This window comes from Streptomyces sp. NPDC025833 (assembly GCF_055558055.1).
Window position 1 is genome coordinate 20,777 of the sequence record NZ_JBVHNF010000025.1, and the last position, 14,961, is coordinate 35,737.

The window sequence follows — 14,961 nt, forward strand, 5'->3', positions numbered from 1 at the left end:
AGACCGCGAAACAACGGAACGGAAAGGGACCGCGGGTGTTGGAGCTGGACTGGGCGCCTCACGCGCGCCGTCTCGCCGATGGGCATCTGCGGCCGGAGTCGCCGTGGTGGCGGCCGGTCGCCTCCACTCCCCGGCACCTTTTCGTGCCGAACTGGTGGGACGCGCCCTGACTTCCCATGCCCCGGTCGAAGGCAGCACGCGCCCCGGCGCCGCTGCCTCCCCAGCCATGCCCTCACGACCGCAAGGAAAGACCACGAACGGGTGACACGAAGCGTTCGAGTGTCTCCCCGCGCCCGTCGAGCCGCACCGAAGCGCCGCCCACCCCTCAATAGAACCTTTGTCCACGATCTGCCCCGGACTTGCCCGTTACTGGTCCATCCAGGGGCCGTTGTTAGAGCACCAGTACCCCTCGCGCACCCATCCGGAGGGCCCCGTGAATCCTGTGCCCGCCCTCGTGCATCCTCCCGCCGCATTCGAACATCTCCAGCTTGCCGTCCCGCACCTGGCGCGCCCCCGGCACCGGGTTGACGCCCTTCGCAGCGCAGCACGACCGGATACGAGGTGGGGGGCATAAGCGACGGTAGTGGTGCAGCCGCCATCCGCCAGGGCGCGGTCCCCGCCCCGCGCGGGGCGGAACTTCCTCTGCCGCCCGCCGCCGTGCCGGGCGGTCCGTATGACGGTGACATCGCCGACGGTCTGGAGGAGACGTACTGGTCCGTGTACGACGGCGCCGCGTCCAAGGCCACGGTGGGGCAGATCCTCGCGCGTCTGCCGCGGATCGTGCGCCAGATCGGCCGACTGGCCTGGGCCGCGGACCGGACCGCGACGCTCGCCGTCGTGGTCCTGCAGCTGGCGTCGGCCGCGATGACGGCGTTCGGGCTCATGGCCTCGGTGGCGGTACTGCGGGAGCTGTTCGCCGAAGGGCCCACGTCGGACCGGGTGCGCGTGGCCATCCCCCAACTCGCCGTAGTTGTCGGCCTCCTGTCCGCCCGGGCGCTCCTTGAGGCGGGCGTCGCCGTCGCGCAGGCCAGGGTGACCCCGAAGATCCGCACCGCGCTGGAGTGCGAGTTCCTCACTCTGACCGCCCATGTGCGGCTGGAGGTCGTCGACGACGCGGACTGGCACGACGAGGCCTACCGGGCCAACGACCGCGGTCTGTTCTACGCCCGGCAGATCGTCGGCCAGGTCGTCTCCCTGGCCGCCGCACTGCTCGGGCTCGTCGGCACCGCCGGCGTCCTGGGCGTACTCCACCCGGCTTTGCTGCCCCTGCTTCTGCTGTCGGTGCTGCCGGTCGGCGCGGCGGCTGTACGCACTGCCCGCGCCCGCTTCCACAGCTTCAAGCGGTGGAACACCCTGCAGCGCAGGGTGCGGGTCTTCTCCTGGCTGCTGCTGGAGAGGGACGCCGCCGCCGAGCTCCGCTCGGACACCGCTCAGGGTGCGCTGCTGGAGGAACACCGCCGGCTGACAACACGGATCGCCGAGGAGGACACCCGCCTGGGCGTGAGCTCGGCCGGGCTGAACCTGGTGGGCCGGGCGGTCGGCGGGATCGGCACCGGCATCACCTACACGGCGCTCGGCGCCATGCTGATCGCGGGCTGGCTGCCCCTGGCCGCCGGCGCGGGCGCGGTCCCCGCCATCCAGGCCGCCCAGTCCTCGCTGACCCGGCTCGTCGACGTCTCCCACCTGGTCTACGAGCACGCCATGTGGGTGGACGACCTGCAGGCCTTCCAGGAGCGCTGCCGCACCCTCCAGCCGCGCCGCAGCGGGGCGCCCGCCCCCGAGACAGTGAAGACCATCACCCTGGAAGACGTGTCCTTCACCTACCCGGGCAAGGCCACCCCGGCGCTCAACGGCATCTCCATGACGCTGCACGCCGGGCAGACGGTGGCCTTCGTCGGCGTCAACGGCTCGGGCAAGTCCACGTGCGCGCGCCTGCTCGCAGGACTGTACGAGCCCCAGGACGGAGGCACAGTCCGCTGGGACGGCGTGAACATGCTCGACATGGACGCCGAGTCGCTACAGGCCCGCGTGGGCTGCGTGCTCCAGGACCCGGTGCGGTTCCCGTTCAGCGCGCTGGCCAACCTGACGGTCTCCCGGGGCACCCTCACCGAGGCCGACCCGCAGCGGGCGCTGGACGCCGCGCGGGCCTCCGGCGCCGAGCAGGTCATCACCGGACTGCCCGGCCGGTGGGAGGCGCTGCTGTCCAAGCGGTTCCGCGGCGGTCAGGAACTGTCCGCCGGCCAGTGGGCGAAGATCGCCGTCGCCCGAGGCCTGTACAAGAACGCCCCCGTCCTGCTGCTGGACGAACCGACCGCCAGCATGGACCCCCGCGCCGAGCACGCCGTGTACGAGGCGGTCCTGCGGGACAACCCGCGCCCCGATCAGATCACGGTGCTGATCTCCCACCGCCTGGCCAGCGTCGTCGCCTGCGACCGCATCTTCGTCTTCGACGGCGGCCGCATCACCGAAAGCGGCACCCACCAGGAGTTGATGGACCTGGGTGGCGAGTACGCCGCCATGTTCACCCTCCAGGCCGCCGGCTACCGCGCCGAGGCCGGGGAGGCGGCGTGATGCCCGACCATGCACACCCCCATCCCGCGCCCGCGCCGGACGACGCCTGGCCGGAGCACTTCACCAGCCATCACGGGGGCACCGACTGCCCGATGTGCGCGAACGACTTCGCCGCCGGCGACATCGGCTGGGGCCTCCTTCTCCGGCGCGGCGAGGTCAGCAACGCCTACTTGTGGCGCAGCGGGCAGGTCCGCGGGTACGCCGTCGTGATCTACACCGGCCGTCATGTCGCCGAGCCCACCGAGCTGGACGAGGGGGAGGCGGCCGCGTTCTGGCGCGACGTCCTCGCCCTGGGCCGGGCGGTGGAGGCGCTGTACGAGCCACTGAAGATGAACTATCTACTGCTGGGGAACCAGATCCCGCACGCCCACTGGCACTGCGTTCCACGCCGCGAGAACGAAGCGGACCCGGCTCCGGGCGGGCCGCTGCCCTTCGAGGCGCTCGATCTCGGGCGCCAGGACGAGGAGCAGCTGCAGGCGGATGCCCGAGCACTGCGTCAGCTGCTGGCCGACGCGGCCGGCCGGCCGGGGGTGCGGCGGTGAGCGGCGCTGAGTCAGACGTGATGGTCGTGGCGGGGATCCTGCCGCTGTTCTACCGGATCATCCCGATCGCGGTCGACGAGGGTCCTGCGGGGACCGCGACCCGCAACTATGTGGCCCGGGACAGCGAAGGCGGACGGTGGTTCGTGAAGGCCTACCCGGCGGGGACCGATCTGGACGCGGAGCGCCAGGCGCTGGAGCTCGGCTAGTCCGCGCGGCTCGGCCGTATTCCGGTGCCGGTGGTGCGGCAGACCCTGGACGGTGGCCTCATCGCGGCCGCCGGCGGGATGGCGGTGTCGGTCGCGGCGTTCGCAGACAGCGGAGGGCGGCCTGTCCGGCGACCGGTGGGCCGCGGTGGGCGAGACGGTCGGACACCTGCACCGGGTCCTAGCCCGGCATCCGGCCGGGCCTCCGCGCCGCGTGCCCGCCCGGGAGATCTGCAATGTGAAACGAGCCCGGCAGCGCCTTGACCAGCTGCTCGCTCTCTTCGCCAAGAGGCCGCCCACCTCCGGGTTTCCCGACTGGGCACGCGAGACCGCCGCCCGGCGACTCGACGCACTGCCTGCTATGGCCGCCATGGTCCAAGGACTGCCGCCGTCCTTGACCGTGCAGACCGTCCACGGCGACCTCGCGTCGCCCAACCTGCTTCTGCGCGGACAGCGGGTGGCGGCCTTGATCGACTTTCGGCCGCCCGGTCACCGCAGTCCCGCCTGGGAGCTCGGGCGGATCGTCCTGGACCCGCGCACCGTTCTGGCAGCTGCCTACCGGGCGGCCAACCCGGCGCTGCCGGCCGAAGAACTCCTCGCGGTGCCTCGGATCGCCGCCGGGTACCTGGCGTGCTCGGTGTATCCGCTGTCCGAGGCCGTCGACGACCCGGCCGCCGTCACCCCTGAACTCGAGGCGTACGGCCGCAACCGGCATGCGGCCATGTCCGAGCTGTGCGAGCGGCTGACGGAAGCCGAGGAGGTGCTCCATGACCTCCTCCACTGACCCCTCCGTGTCTTCCGGCGCCCGGCCGTCGCTGTGGCGGCACCGCAACTTCCGCCCCTACCTGACCGGCCAGGCAGCCAGCGTGACCGGCAGCTCGATCAGCAGCATGGTGATCCCCGTACTGGCGGTGCTCGAACTCGATGCGACCACCGCCGAGGTCGCCTGGCTGACGTTTCTGGGCCAACTGCCGCCCGCGCTGCTGGCGTTGTGCGCAAGGGCGCTGGCCGACCGCCACTCCAAACGAAAGCAGATGAGTAACGGCCATTTATGACGCTGATACACCGTGTTGACGTCTCGCCGGGTCCTCACCTCTTGGGAACACCGGCCTGCGGCAGTGAACCGCCAGCCCAGGCCACCTCGCTGCGGCGGAGGCCCTCACCCGAAAGTGAGTAACGAGCTCGCGCTGGTCGCGTGGCCAGGGCGGTGGCTCGCGCCGTCCGGGCCCGCCCCGGCCACGTGGGCCCGCTTGGGCGGCCCAGGTTCTCGGTGTGCCTGCTCACCGTTGTGCCGGCTCCTGGATGGACCGGCGTGCGGTACGCCTGGGCCGGGCGGCCGGGTCGGGGTCGGGGGGCAGTGCCTCGTCGGTGGAGCGTGGGGGGAGGGTGTCGGAGATGTCGGGCCTGGTTGCGGTGGATTCCAGGAGGACGGTGATGCGGTCGGCGAAGTCGGGGCCGGGCAGGGGGATGTCGGAATCCGGGTGACGCAGCCATCCGGCGGTGACGGCTGTGGTGACGTAGGCCATGAGTTCGGTGACGGCGGCTGAGCGAGGACGGACGGTGTGCTTGGCCAGGTGCCGTAGGACTCTGAGGAGAGTCGTCGTGGACGTGCTGGTGAAAGTGTCGGTGGTGGGGTTCCAGGCCGGGGTGGGCCGTCGTTCGTGATGTCCGTAGCAGGTGGTGGGCTCGGGCGGTGGTTCCAGGTCGTCGGTCTGCTGGTGCCACCATTGGGCGGTGATCTGCTCACCTTGGGCGAGGTGGTGGAGATAGAGGCAGTAGGCGGCAGCTGGCTGGCCGGCGCCGGCGGCGAATTGCCACCACATGCGTGCGCCGTCGTCGGTGTCGGTGAGCTGCAGGATGCAGGCGAGGGCCAGGGCGCCGCGGGGCTGGGGGACCTGGTCGGTCAGGAAGTCGGCGAGGGTGGTGGGCGGTGTGTGGGTGAGGACGGTCTCGCACAGCGCCTTGAGGTCCTCGGCGGCTTCCCGGGAGCCGGCGTCGGTGTCGTGCGCGTGGGGGCGGCCCGGGCTGGAGGCGTCTGGGATGTAGACGGGGACTGTGTCCCTGGGCACGGTGCGTTCCCTGATGAGGCAGGCCCTGGAGAGCAGGTCGTCGAAGCGTGTCATGGAGTTGTCCCTTCGTCGTTCTCGGCTGGAGAGAGAGTGCTCTTCAGGAAGTGCTCGGCGTGGCGCTGGTTGGAGCGCACCAGGGCCGGTGCGAGTCCCAGTAGTTCGGAGACGCGTTCGGTGGGCGTGCGCCACAGGATGCGCAGCGCCATCACGTCGAACTGGGTGGCGGGCAGCCGGCTCATCACCTGGAACAAGGCGATGGTCTCGGTGAGGTGGCGACTTCGGGCTTCTTCGTCGGTGAGGTAGGTGAGTGCGACGGTGTCAAAGGCGGCCTGGCTGAAGCAGGGGCGGCCGTCGATGTGGGGGGTGCGGGACATGACGGTGTGGCGCAGCACTTTCCAGGCGAAGCGGCGGGTGTCGGCGCTTGCCAGGGCGTCGTTCCAGGACAGCCAGAGGATGTCGAAGGTGTCGGTGACGGCGGCTTCGCACTGGTAGTCGTCGGGGATGAAGGCCTGGGCGTACAGGAGGTAGCCCTGCTCGACGTCCTCGCAGAATGCGCGGTGGTCGATCGGTGGTGCGGCGTGCGTGGTCGTCAGGGCGGTGGCGTTGTCGGTGGAGCGGTCGGCCCACTCGCGGCTCTTGTGCGCTTCGAGGGCGGCCTGCTTCCACAGTCGGTGCAGCGGGACGTGGGGCAGGCCGAGCAGGGTGGCGAGGCGGGAGACGATCTCCCACCGGGGGTAGAGGTTGGTCCCGCGGAGCAGTTCGGAGAGTTTCGACTTCGCCAGGGGCACCTCGACGCTGAGGTCGCCCAGAGTGCGGCCGCTGGCGAAGTACGCCTCGCGCACGGGTCCGAGCCAGGCGCGGTGGATGCTGCCGGCGGTATCGGTGATCGGGCCGAGTTTGCGGCCCGGCCGTCCGGCCGGTGGCTGGGAGGGGTCGGGGGGCATCATCGGGCGGCGTCGTCCTCTTCGTCGGGGACGGCCGCCACGCGGCGGCCGGAGGCCGGTGCGTGGGCGCGTACCGCGCGGACGATCTGGACAACGGTCAGCCCGAGCACGGGCGCCAGGGAGGTGATGGCGACGGTCTGGCCTAGCCAGGCCATGACCGCGCTCCACGCGAGGACGAGACCGGTCACGGTCATCGTGATGAGCAGTATCTGCTTGCGTTCCATGCAACTTCCTTCGGGTGTCGGCCGACGGGCGAGGCCCCCCATCCGGGAAGGGGGCCTCGTACGCTCCCGGGAAGAGACGGCGGGTGCCGGCCGCTGTCCATCCGGGCTGCTGGCCAACCAGCATGTGAGACAGGTCAGTTACACACAACGTGATCAAGGAATCACGGAACAATGAGGTCCGCATCGCAGGCGCCGTCGCCTGGTGCACTGCGGGCAAAGGAACCGCACAATTGCGGCGCGTCCGGGGGTAAGTTCCCGGTTCTCCTTGCATTCGGCGCGCTCAGCCGCGTCAATGGAAGCAAGGCATCCACTGGGTGTCGGCCTTCCATCCGGAAGAGCCCGCCCCCGTGCCGAGATTTTCTGGGGGCGTGCTGACTGCTCTCGCCTGGCCGGAGCAAGCGACCAGGCGAGAGCGGAGCCGCCCAAGCGGGCTCAACGACGGTAGCTCAGCCCACTGACAACCGCCCCGCAACAGCTCCCCACCTGGCCCTCTGTGTCCAGGTAAGCCCCTGATGCCGCCGTTGCTCTGCAGACCGGAACGCGCCCCGCGAGTCCGCAGCGACGGAGCCGTACCAGCCCTGCCCCCGGCTGTAGACAGGGCTGGGGATCGCGTCGCGTGCAGACTCGCATCCACCGTCCGGGGCCCGGCCGCGGCTCTACCCGATCAGCCGGTAGGGTCGAGACGCTGACGCGCGGACCGGGCCGCTTAGGATCCCTGCCCGTGGCAGAGACCCCCGATGAGTTGATCGAGCTGGAACGAGCCGCCGAGGACGAGCGCGCCAGACTCGTCGGCCTCACCGATGACGCCTACGCTGCCCAGTGGCGCCGCTGGCGTGCGGCCGCCGAGCAGACACAGGCCGCCATCACCGCGCACGCTGAAACCACCGGTGCCAACCGGTACGAGCTGGAGCAAGCCGTGAAGAAGGCCGTCCGGCACGAGGGGGAAGATCCCGCGAAGTAGACGGCCTTCCGGCCGGCGTATCCGGAGGCTGCGCTACTGCTCCTGCGGCCACGTCACCAGCACCTTGACCGTCTCCTCGTCGGTGAGGATGATCCGGGCGCCGGGCATGCTGCCGCGCTCCCCCATTGATGCGATAAATGCTCGGCGGGCCACATCCTCGCGATCCCACCAGCCGTGCATCAGCGCCCGACCGCCCGCGGTGAGCGTCAGATGGTAGCGACCCGGGCTCGCATCCGGCATACGGCCACCATGCAGTCGCAGCATGCGTCGCGCCAGCGCGGGCCGAGGCCGGGCACCTGACGCCAGCAGCGATGCGCGCCCGGTCCACTTGGCCATGACGGGACGTGAGCGGGGTATCACCGCCAGAACAACGGCACCGCCTCAGCCTCCATGTCCGTCCGGAGAGCTGGTAACAGGCACGTATTCGGATCGCGCGGTATTCGTTCATGGCAGGTGGACCATCGACGGTAGATCGACGACCGAAGTCTGCGCGGTCTAGGAGCGTGGGTGGGAAAGCCGCTGGAATGCGCCGGCGTGGGGCGCGGTGGCGGCGAGGGTGTAGGTGACGATGGTGAGGCCGGGATCGGCGGGAACTTCGAGGGCGTCGTAGCCGAGATCGAGGTCGCCGACGTCAGGGTGGTGGAAGCGCTGCCGTCCGCTGCGGTAGTACTCGACGTCGTGGTCGTCCCAGCGCTGGTCGAATTCTTCGCTGCAGGTGGTGAGTTCGTCGATGAGGTCGGCGAGGTCGGTGTCGGCGGGGGTGCGGGCTGCTTCGGTGCGCAGACTGCCGAGGGCGTCGTGGGCGATGCCTTCCCAGTCGCGATAGAAGCGCCGGGCGCGGGGGTCGCGGAAGACGAAGCGGGCCAGATTGGGCGGCTGCTCGGCGCTGTCGAGGGCCTCGGCGTACAAGGCGCGGGCGAGGGCGTTGGTGGCCAGGACGTCCAGGTGGGCGTTGCGGACGAAGGCGGCGGCCCCGGTCATGGCGTCGAGGATCTGCCGGAGGCTGGGCCGGACATGGCTGGTGCCGCCGTCGCGATCGGGGATGCGGTGGGGGTTGTTGGCGGCGCGGACGAGCGCGGCCAGGTGGGCGCGTTCGACGTCGTCCAGGCGCAGGGCGCGGGCGAGAGCGTCGAGGATGTCCTCGGAGACGCCGCCGACGTTGCCGCGCTCGATGCGGGTGTAGTACTCGACGCTGATGGCGGCGAGCTGGGCGACCTCTGAGCGCCGCAGCCCGGCCACCTGCCGTCGGCCGCCGAAGTCGGGCAGACCGGCCTCCTGGGGGGTGAGGCGGGCGCGGCGGCTGGTGAGGAAGGTACGGATGTCCTCGCGGACAGTGTCGGCTGGCACCGCTCCAGCGTAGGCCGGTGCCGCCGGCGGGGGTCCCTGCCAGTACCCCTCCCAGCAAGGACTCCCAGGTCAGAGGCAGTGCGTGGTTCCGTGAAGGGGTGAGCGGGCCAGCAGGTCGGCCCGAACCTCCAAGGGCCCGAACCTCCAAGGGAAGGATCCCGCCCGCCATGACCGTCACCGCTTCCTCGCCCAGCTCGGCGCCGGTGGCCACGGCCCGCACCGACCGGCACGCCGCGGCGACGCTGGCCGCCGCCGTTTTGGGATTCTTCGTGATCACCCTGGACGCGACGATCGTGAACGTCGCCCTGCCCTCGATCCGCAGTGCGCTCGGCGGCGGGATCACCGGCCTGCAGTGGGTGGTCGACGGCTACACGCTGATGTTCGCCGCCCTGCTGCTCTCCGCCGGCGCCCTGTCGGACCGGATCGGCGCGCGCAAGGCGTTCGCCGGCGGTCTGGCCCTGTTCGTGGCCGCGTCGCTGGCGTGCGGGCTGGCCCCGTCGCTGCCGACCCTCATCGCCGCCCGCGTGGTGCAGGGCATCGACGCGGCCGTGACCATGCCGACCTCGATGGCGCTGGTCCGGCACGCCTTCCCCGACCCGGCCCGCCGGGCCCGCGCGGTGGGGATGTGGGCGATGGGCGGCGCCATAGCCGCAGCCGCGGGCCCGGTGCTCGGCGGTGTGCTGAGCCTGGCCTCCTGGCGGATGATCTTCTTCATCAACCTGCCGGTCGGCCTGCTCACCCTGGCGCTGCTCGCCCGCAGTACGAAGTCGCCGACCCGTCCGGCGCCGTTCGACTGGATCGGGCAGGTCACCGGCATCCTCGCAATGGGCGGCCTGACGTTCGGCGCGATCGAGGCCGGCGAAGCCGGGTTCACCGCCCCGAAGGTACTGCTCTCGCTCGCCGTCGCCGTCGTGGCGCTGGCCGCATTCGTGCTGGCCCAGGTCAAGGTGGCGCACCCGATGGTGCCGCTGTCCCTGTTCCGGTCCAAGACGGTCGTGATCGTCACCGGGATCGGCTTCGCGTTCATGGTCGGCTTCTACGGGCTGCCGTTCGTCTTCAGCCTCGACTTCCAGCAGCAGCACGGCCTGTCCGCGCTCGGGGCCGGGATCGCGTTCCTGCCGATGATGCTGCTCAGCGCCTGCCTGACCCCGTTCTCCGCACGCATCGTGGAGCGCACCGGCCCCCGCCTGCCGGTCATCGCCGGGCTAGTGCTGATCGCGGCCGGATCGATCGCCCTGGCCGCACTGCCGGTCTCGGCACCGGTGTGGGCCAGCGCCCTGCTGCTGATCCCCGTCGGGATGGCCGGCCCGCTGGTGATGCCACCGGCAACCGCGCTGCTGCTGGAGCACGTCCCGGCTGAACAGACCGGCACCGCCAGCGGGGTGTTCAACACCAGGCGCCAGATCGGCGGGGCACTGGCCGTCGCAGTCTTCGGCGCCCTGATCTCCGGCACGGCCGGCTTCCAGCACGGCCTGCGCCTCAGCCTCGCCCTGGCCGCCGCCGTCGCTCTGGGCGCGACGCTGGCCGCCACCCGCATGGTCGCCGCCCGGCGCGGCAACTGAGCCCGCCCGCGCAGACAACGGCACCGTCAGGCACCACCACCGCCCCGCCGCTGCGGGGCCCGACGAAAGGAAACCCTCATGCCCGGCACCGAGCCCTCGGGCGCGGCGAAGATGTTCGGCGACTTCGCCCCGCAACTGGTGCACTTCACCGACCACGTCCTGTTCGGCGAGGTCTGGCGGCGCGCCGGCCTCACTCCCCGCGACCGCTCGCTGATCACCGTCGCCAGCCTGGTCACCGGCGGCAGCACCGAGCAGCTGCGCCACCACCTCGGCCGCGCCAAGGACAACGGCGTCACCGAGGCCGAGCTGATCGAGGCCATCACCCATCTCGCGTTCTATACCGGCTGGCCGCGCGCCATGTCCGCCATGGCCGCCGCCGAGGACCTCTTCGCCAGCTGACACGCCCTCTATCTCGTTCAGGAGCCACCTGATGGAACTGCGCACCCGTCCCGCCACCGCCAAGCTGCCCGAGAAAATGCTCACCGGCGACGCCTGGGCCGACGTCCTCCACCGCGGTGAGGAGCCGTCCAGGATGCGGGCCAACGCGGTGCACTTCGCACCGGGTGCCCGCACCGCCTGGCACTCCCACGGCATGGGCCAGAGCCTCTACATCGTCGAGGGCATCGCCCTGATCCAGTCCCGCGGCGGCAAGATCCTCGAGGCCCACCCGGGCCAGGTGATCTGGACCCCGCCGGGCGAGGAGCACTGGCACGGCGCCGCACCCGACCAGTTCATGACCCACATCGCGCTGTGGGAAGGCGACGACGTCGACTGGCTCGACCACGTCACCGACGCCGAATACACCGGCCCCCGCACCCGCGAACTCTGACCTCTCCGTCACGACCACCAGGAGGACCCCGCCATGCGTGCCACCGTCCTGTACGGGCCCAGGGACGTCCGCGTCGAGGAACGCGACACCCCTCAGATCCTCAAGCCCACCGACGCGGTCATCCGCACGTTCGCCACCTGCGTGTGCGGCTCGGACCTGTGGGACTACCGCAGCATCAACCCCGCCAAGGACCCCGCCCCCATCGGCCACGAGTACGTCGGCATCGTCGAAGAGACCGGCGACGAGGTCACCACCGTGCGGCCGGGCCAGTTCGTCGTCGGCTCCTTCTTCGCCAGCGACGGCACCTGCGCCAACTGCCGCAACGGCTACCCCAGCAACTGCCTGAACCGTGAATTCGTCGGCGGCTGTCAGGCCGAGTACATCCGCGTCCCGTGGGCCGACGGCACCCTGGTCGCCACCCCCGAGCTGCCCGCCGAAGCGCAGGTTCCCGACCTGCTGGCCTGCTCCGACGTCATGGGCACCGGCTGGTGGGCCGCAGTCGCCGCCGGCGTCCAGCGCGGTGACACCGTCGCCGTTGTCGGCGACGGCGCCGTCGGCTTGTCCGCCGTCCTGGCCGCCCGCGAGCTCGGCGCCGAACGCATCATCGCCATGTCCCGCCACGAGGCACGCCAGCAGCTCGCCGCCGAGTTCGGTGCAACCGACATCGTCGCCGAACGCGGCGACGAGGGCGTGGCCCGCATCAAGGACCTCACCGGCGGCACCGGAGCCGACCGCGTCCTTGAATGCGTCGGCACCGACGAGTCCACCCGGCAGGCCCTGAACTCCACCCGGCCCGGCGGCGGCGTCGGCATCGCCGGCGTCCCCCACGGCGTCCAGATCGACGGCACCGCCCTGTTCTACTCCCACGTCGCCGTCCAGGGCGGGCCCGCCCCCGTGCGCCGCTTCCTGCCCGACCTCATAGACCGCGTCATGACCGGCCACATCAACCCCGGCCGCGTCTTCGACCTCACCCTGCCCCTCGACCAGGCCGCCGAGGGCTACCAGGCCATGGACGAACGCCGCGCCATCAAGACCCTCCTCCGCCCCTGACCAACCTCACAGCCGAGAGTCGTGCCTCTCTCGGCGAGCGCTCATGCGTCAGCGGAGTACCCGTGGGTCCGCTTTCCCTGGATCCCCGAGGATGCGGTCCACTACGATGCTTCGATCGAGTGACCGGCAGCAGGAACCGCGAACAGGCGCGGTAGCGAGGCGGCGCTCTCCTGTAGCCCTGAGGCTCTCGGCTCACTTGTCCGGCTCTGACCAAATCACTTTGACCCGGTCGGAGGTGATGTCGAACCCAAGCAGCGGCTCGGGATCGCCGCCCTCGGGGAACAGCGGTACCGACTTGCGCAGCCGCCGTCCGATTGCGGTCAGAAGCCCGTACAGGACGTCCAGCCGAGCCTGCCCCTGGAGTTCCCGGAGGTCGACGTCGAAGTCGATCTGCTCGGTCCCGAGGAAGCGGAAGATTGCACAGACCTCCGGATCGGGCCACACCTTCAGGGTCGGGCACTCGGCGTCGGCCCGGCGGGAGAGCACGGCCTCGGCTCGGGGCAGTGGCAGGACCTTGTCGCCCTCGGCGTACTCGAAGGCCCAGTTCTGTTCCTCGACCAGGTCGAGCACGGCCTGCCAGTCCTCCGTCGTCGTACCGTCAACGAACACGTCGGGGAGGTAGCTGCCGTCGGTCGGGTCGAGCAGCCATGCGACCTGGTCGTCCCACAGCAGATCAGTCATCCCGTCACCGGTTTCTTCGCGAGGTTGAGCAGGCAGCCAAAGTGCAGGGCACCCTCGATGTCGACCAGGTCGCCCGCGATCCCGGCCAGGTGCTCGGCGGCCTGGCTGCTGCGCTGGAGGCGTACGGGCAGGTCTTTCAAGGTCGCCTCGGCGAACTCGAGGCGGGTGGGGTGGTGGCCTTGCGGTGCGGGCCAGGCGCCGAACGTGAGGGCGGCGGTGACGTCCCGGACGATCTCCTGTCTCAGGTCGTCGAGTTCGTCGTCGGTGACCGTGTCGGGGATGGCCGCCTGGTCGGGGATCCTGTCGATGTGGCGCGGCACGTCTACTCCTTCTCCTCGTCGTCGCTCAGGTCGATACCGAACTCGCGCCCCTCACCCGAGGTCGACCCCCAGCTTGTTCTCCGGCCGGCAGATCGGGCATGGCTCGGCCTCAATCACCGCATCCGTGAGCGCCAGGCGTGCCTGCTGCGCGCTGATCGCGGAAGTCATCCGGCGCCCCTGCCGGATCGTGCAGCCGCCGACGTGAACGACGACCGGCAAGGGATCCGCCGGCCCGAGCTTCGCCTCCATCAAGTACTCGGCCGACGGCAGAACCGTCTGGGGCCCGGGCTGCCGCGCCGGGCGCTCCCGGCCGGGGGCCGACGAGGACGCACGCGCGAGGGCCTTGCGTACCTCGTCGCTCTGGAGCCGCAGGTAGATGCCGATGGTCTCGGTCTCGGCGATCTGCCGCTCCAAGTGCGTCAGGATCGCCCGGAGCCGAGGCGGATCAGGCGGCAGACCGGACATGACGAGCCTCGCGCAGCGCAGCCCAGGCCTGCGAGGGCCGGCCCCGCCAGTACGGATGGAACAGCACTTGCGCTGATAGCTGGAGGAGACGACGTCGCAGACCGGCCCGCGGACGCACCGCGAGCTGCTGGTAGACGACGTGCCACTCCTCGTGCGCTCGGGCGAGGTCATCGGGAATCGGCCGCATGGCCAGATTCAATCATCTGTTCGAATTTGTGTTCCAGTCGCGGGCCCCTGCGGGCGGTACGGTGGTGAGACTGAGCGCGACAGGCGGCCTTTGACCACGCTGGCTGGCCGCGAGGGTGTGCGTACCTGAGCAGGGAGATTGGCCGTTCGACCCCGTCGCGAGGCCGTTCACGCCGGGTGCGATTCTGGGTGGATGCACGAGACAGCCGCTGCTCTGGCGGCCGCTCGATGGCCTCTCACCGCGGGCCGGGAAGCCGACTGGTTGCGGGACCTGACCTGCGATGACGGACTGACGGGGTTCATGCCGCCAGCGCTGCCGGATGCGGTGTGGGTGCTTCACTCCATGTACGAGCACGAGCTCGTACCGACGGCCCTGGCCTACGTCGAGTACAAACGGCGCGTGCTACAGGGCGGCGGATCCGAGATCGTCCCAGGTGTGGACCCGGCGGACGTGCTGGACGCGGTCCCGGTGAACACCCCGGACCTCATTGGCGCCGACTGCGATGGACGGAGCTCGCGCGCAGGATCGGTGACCCAACCGTGCCCGAGGGACGCCTGCCGTGCCACAGCTCCTTCCCCTCGGTCGCGCCGCGCCCGTGGCCGGCTGGGATCCAGGTCCCGTCCGAAGGCAGCATGGACCGGGCCGCCTGGGACCGCGTGATCACCATCCTCACCGAGCACAGTCCGCAGGGCCCCAACACCCCCTGCCTGGCCTACTACAGCCCGCTGCTGCATGGAGCCGAAGACTTCGACCACCCGCACATCCGAACCGGGACGCTCGCGGACGCCCACGTGCTGTACGACCACCCAGAGGAGCACAACTGGAGCCCGTCCAACCTCTGGCCCAAGGACCAGTCCTGGGTGCTGTGCACGGACTACGACCTCTGGGCCACCAAGCTGGCCGACCCCACCGTGCTGATCGAAGCCTTTCTCAACGACGGGGACCTCGAAGCCATACGGCTTCCCTGGGCTACCTGACCGGCCGGGGCGGGGCCGTGCTCGGGAGG

At 70.7% G+C, this 14,961-nt stretch carries 19 protein-coding genes; 11 read left to right on the plus strand and 8 right to left on the minus strand.

The features are described 5' to 3' along the window. Nucleotides 1-561: 561 nt before the first annotated feature. The 5 genes from ACZ4K2_RS33645 to ACZ4K2_RS33665 are packed head-to-tail and all read left to right on the plus strand — an operon-like array spanning nucleotide 562 to nucleotide 4,371. Complete coding sequence (locus ACZ4K2_RS33645; protein WP_467479818.1) at nucleotides 562-2,571, plus strand: ABC transporter ATP-binding protein; 2,010 nt, start codon at nucleotides 562-564, stop codon at nucleotides 2,569-2,571. Continuing rightward, complete coding sequence (locus ACZ4K2_RS33650) at nucleotides 2,571-3,113, plus strand: HIT family protein (RefSeq protein WP_467479816.1); 543 nt, start codon at nucleotides 2,571-2,573, stop codon at nucleotides 3,111-3,113. Before ACZ4K2_RS33645 ends, ACZ4K2_RS33650 begins: the two co-directional genes overlap by 1 nt. Further along, nucleotides 3,110-3,319, plus strand: coding sequence for a hypothetical protein (locus tag ACZ4K2_RS33655; RefSeq protein ID WP_467479813.1), 210 nt, complete (start codon nucleotides 3,110-3,112; stop codon nucleotides 3,317-3,319). Before ACZ4K2_RS33650 ends, ACZ4K2_RS33655 begins: the two co-directional genes overlap by 4 nt. Before the next feature lie 52 nt (nucleotides 3,320-3,371). Beyond that, nucleotides 3,372-4,100 (plus strand): phosphotransferase, encoded by a 729-nt coding sequence (locus ACZ4K2_RS33660; protein ID WP_467479812.1) that lies wholly within the window; start codon nucleotides 3,372-3,374, stop codon nucleotides 4,098-4,100. Beyond that, a complete protein-coding gene (locus ACZ4K2_RS33665; protein ID WP_467479811.1) occupies nucleotides 4,084-4,371 on the plus strand; it encodes a hypothetical protein in 288 nt (95 codons plus the stop codon). Before ACZ4K2_RS33660 ends, ACZ4K2_RS33665 begins: the two co-directional genes overlap by 17 nt. Before the next feature lie 225 nt (nucleotides 4,372-4,596). Here ACZ4K2_RS33665 and ACZ4K2_RS33670 read toward each other — a convergent pair whose 3' ends face one another. The 3 genes from ACZ4K2_RS33670 to ACZ4K2_RS33680 are packed head-to-tail and all read right to left on the minus strand — an operon-like array spanning nucleotide 4,597 to nucleotide 6,553. Continuing rightward, on the minus strand, nucleotides 4,597-5,439 hold the full coding sequence (locus ACZ4K2_RS33670; RefSeq protein WP_467479809.1) for a hypothetical protein: 843 nt from the start codon (nucleotides 5,437-5,439) through the stop codon (nucleotides 4,597-4,599). Next, nucleotides 5,436-6,332 carry a sigma-70 family RNA polymerase sigma factor gene (locus tag ACZ4K2_RS33675; RefSeq protein ID WP_467479807.1) on the minus strand — a complete coding sequence of 299 codons (897 nt, stop codon included), beginning with the start codon at nucleotides 6,330-6,332 and terminating at the stop codon, nucleotides 5,436-5,438. Before ACZ4K2_RS33675 ends, ACZ4K2_RS33670 begins: the two co-directional genes overlap by 4 nt. Further along, entirely contained in the window at nucleotides 6,329-6,553 is a 225-nt protein-coding gene (locus ACZ4K2_RS33680; RefSeq protein WP_467479805.1) for a hypothetical protein, read from the minus strand. Before ACZ4K2_RS33680 ends, ACZ4K2_RS33675 begins: the two co-directional genes overlap by 4 nt. Before the next feature lie 721 nt (nucleotides 6,554-7,274). Here ACZ4K2_RS33680 and ACZ4K2_RS33685 point away from each other — a divergent pair. Continuing rightward, on the plus strand, nucleotides 7,275-7,514 hold the full coding sequence (locus ACZ4K2_RS33685; RefSeq protein WP_467479803.1) for a hypothetical protein: 240 nt from the start codon (nucleotides 7,275-7,277) through the stop codon (nucleotides 7,512-7,514). A 33-nt stretch (nucleotides 7,515-7,547) separates the two neighbouring features. Here ACZ4K2_RS33685 and ACZ4K2_RS33690 read toward each other — a convergent pair whose 3' ends face one another. Both ACZ4K2_RS33690 and ACZ4K2_RS33695 read right to left on the minus strand, forming a co-directional pair. Beyond that, nucleotides 7,548-7,850, minus strand: coding sequence for a hypothetical protein (locus ACZ4K2_RS33690; protein ID WP_467479801.1), 303 nt, complete (start codon nucleotides 7,848-7,850; stop codon nucleotides 7,548-7,550). 159 nt (nucleotides 7,851-8,009) lie between these two features. Further along, nucleotides 8,010-8,861: a helix-turn-helix transcriptional regulator gene (locus tag ACZ4K2_RS33695; RefSeq protein WP_467479799.1), complete on the minus strand. Its 852-nt coding sequence runs from the start codon at nucleotides 8,859-8,861 to the stop codon at nucleotides 8,010-8,012. Between the two features lie 167 nt (nucleotides 8,862-9,028). On the opposite strand from ACZ4K2_RS33695, the gene ACZ4K2_RS33700 reads away from it, so the two are divergent. From ACZ4K2_RS33700 to ACZ4K2_RS33715, 4 genes are all read left to right on the plus strand, one after another. Further along, the gene (locus ACZ4K2_RS33700; protein WP_467479797.1) at nucleotides 9,029-10,423 is read left to right on the plus strand and encodes an MFS transporter; all 1,395 of its coding nucleotides are present in this window, start codon (nucleotides 9,029-9,031) and stop codon (nucleotides 10,421-10,423) included. A 78-nt stretch (nucleotides 10,424-10,501) separates the two neighbouring features. After that, nucleotides 10,502-10,822: a carboxymuconolactone decarboxylase family protein gene (locus ACZ4K2_RS33705; RefSeq protein WP_467479795.1), complete on the plus strand. Its 321-nt coding sequence runs from the start codon at nucleotides 10,502-10,504 to the stop codon at nucleotides 10,820-10,822. A 31-nt stretch (nucleotides 10,823-10,853) separates the two neighbouring features. Further along, nucleotides 10,854-11,252 (plus strand): (R)-mandelonitrile lyase, encoded by a 399-nt coding sequence (locus tag ACZ4K2_RS33710; RefSeq protein WP_467479793.1) that lies wholly within the window; start codon nucleotides 10,854-10,856, stop codon nucleotides 11,250-11,252. A 33-nt stretch (nucleotides 11,253-11,285) separates the two neighbouring features. Beyond that, a complete protein-coding gene (locus ACZ4K2_RS33715) occupies nucleotides 11,286-12,302 on the plus strand; it encodes a zinc-dependent alcohol dehydrogenase family protein (RefSeq protein ID WP_467479791.1) in 1,017 nt (338 codons plus the stop codon). A 192-nt stretch (nucleotides 12,303-12,494) separates the two neighbouring features. On the opposite strand, the gene ACZ4K2_RS33720 is transcribed toward ACZ4K2_RS33715, so the two are convergent. Genes ACZ4K2_RS33720 through ACZ4K2_RS33730 form a run of 3 tightly spaced genes read right to left on the minus strand, consistent with a single transcriptional unit; the run spans nucleotide 12,495 to nucleotide 13,717 of the window. After that, complete coding sequence (locus tag ACZ4K2_RS33720) at nucleotides 12,495-12,983, minus strand: hypothetical protein (protein ID WP_467479789.1); 489 nt, start codon at nucleotides 12,981-12,983, stop codon at nucleotides 12,495-12,497. Continuing rightward, nucleotides 12,980-13,303 (minus strand): hypothetical protein, encoded by a 324-nt coding sequence (locus ACZ4K2_RS33725; RefSeq protein WP_467479787.1) that lies wholly within the window; start codon nucleotides 13,301-13,303, stop codon nucleotides 12,980-12,982. Before ACZ4K2_RS33725 ends, ACZ4K2_RS33720 begins: the two co-directional genes overlap by 4 nt. A gap of 51 nt (nucleotides 13,304-13,354) precedes the next feature. After that, a complete protein-coding gene (locus ACZ4K2_RS33730) occupies nucleotides 13,355-13,717 on the minus strand; it encodes a DUF6233 domain-containing protein (RefSeq protein ID WP_467479785.1) in 363 nt (120 codons plus the stop codon). A gap of 870 nt (nucleotides 13,718-14,587) precedes the next feature. Here ACZ4K2_RS33730 and ACZ4K2_RS33735 point away from each other — a divergent pair. Beyond that, entirely contained in the window at nucleotides 14,588-14,932 is a 345-nt protein-coding gene (locus ACZ4K2_RS33735) for a hypothetical protein (protein WP_467479783.1), read from the plus strand. Nucleotides 14,933-14,961 lie beyond the last annotated feature (29 nt).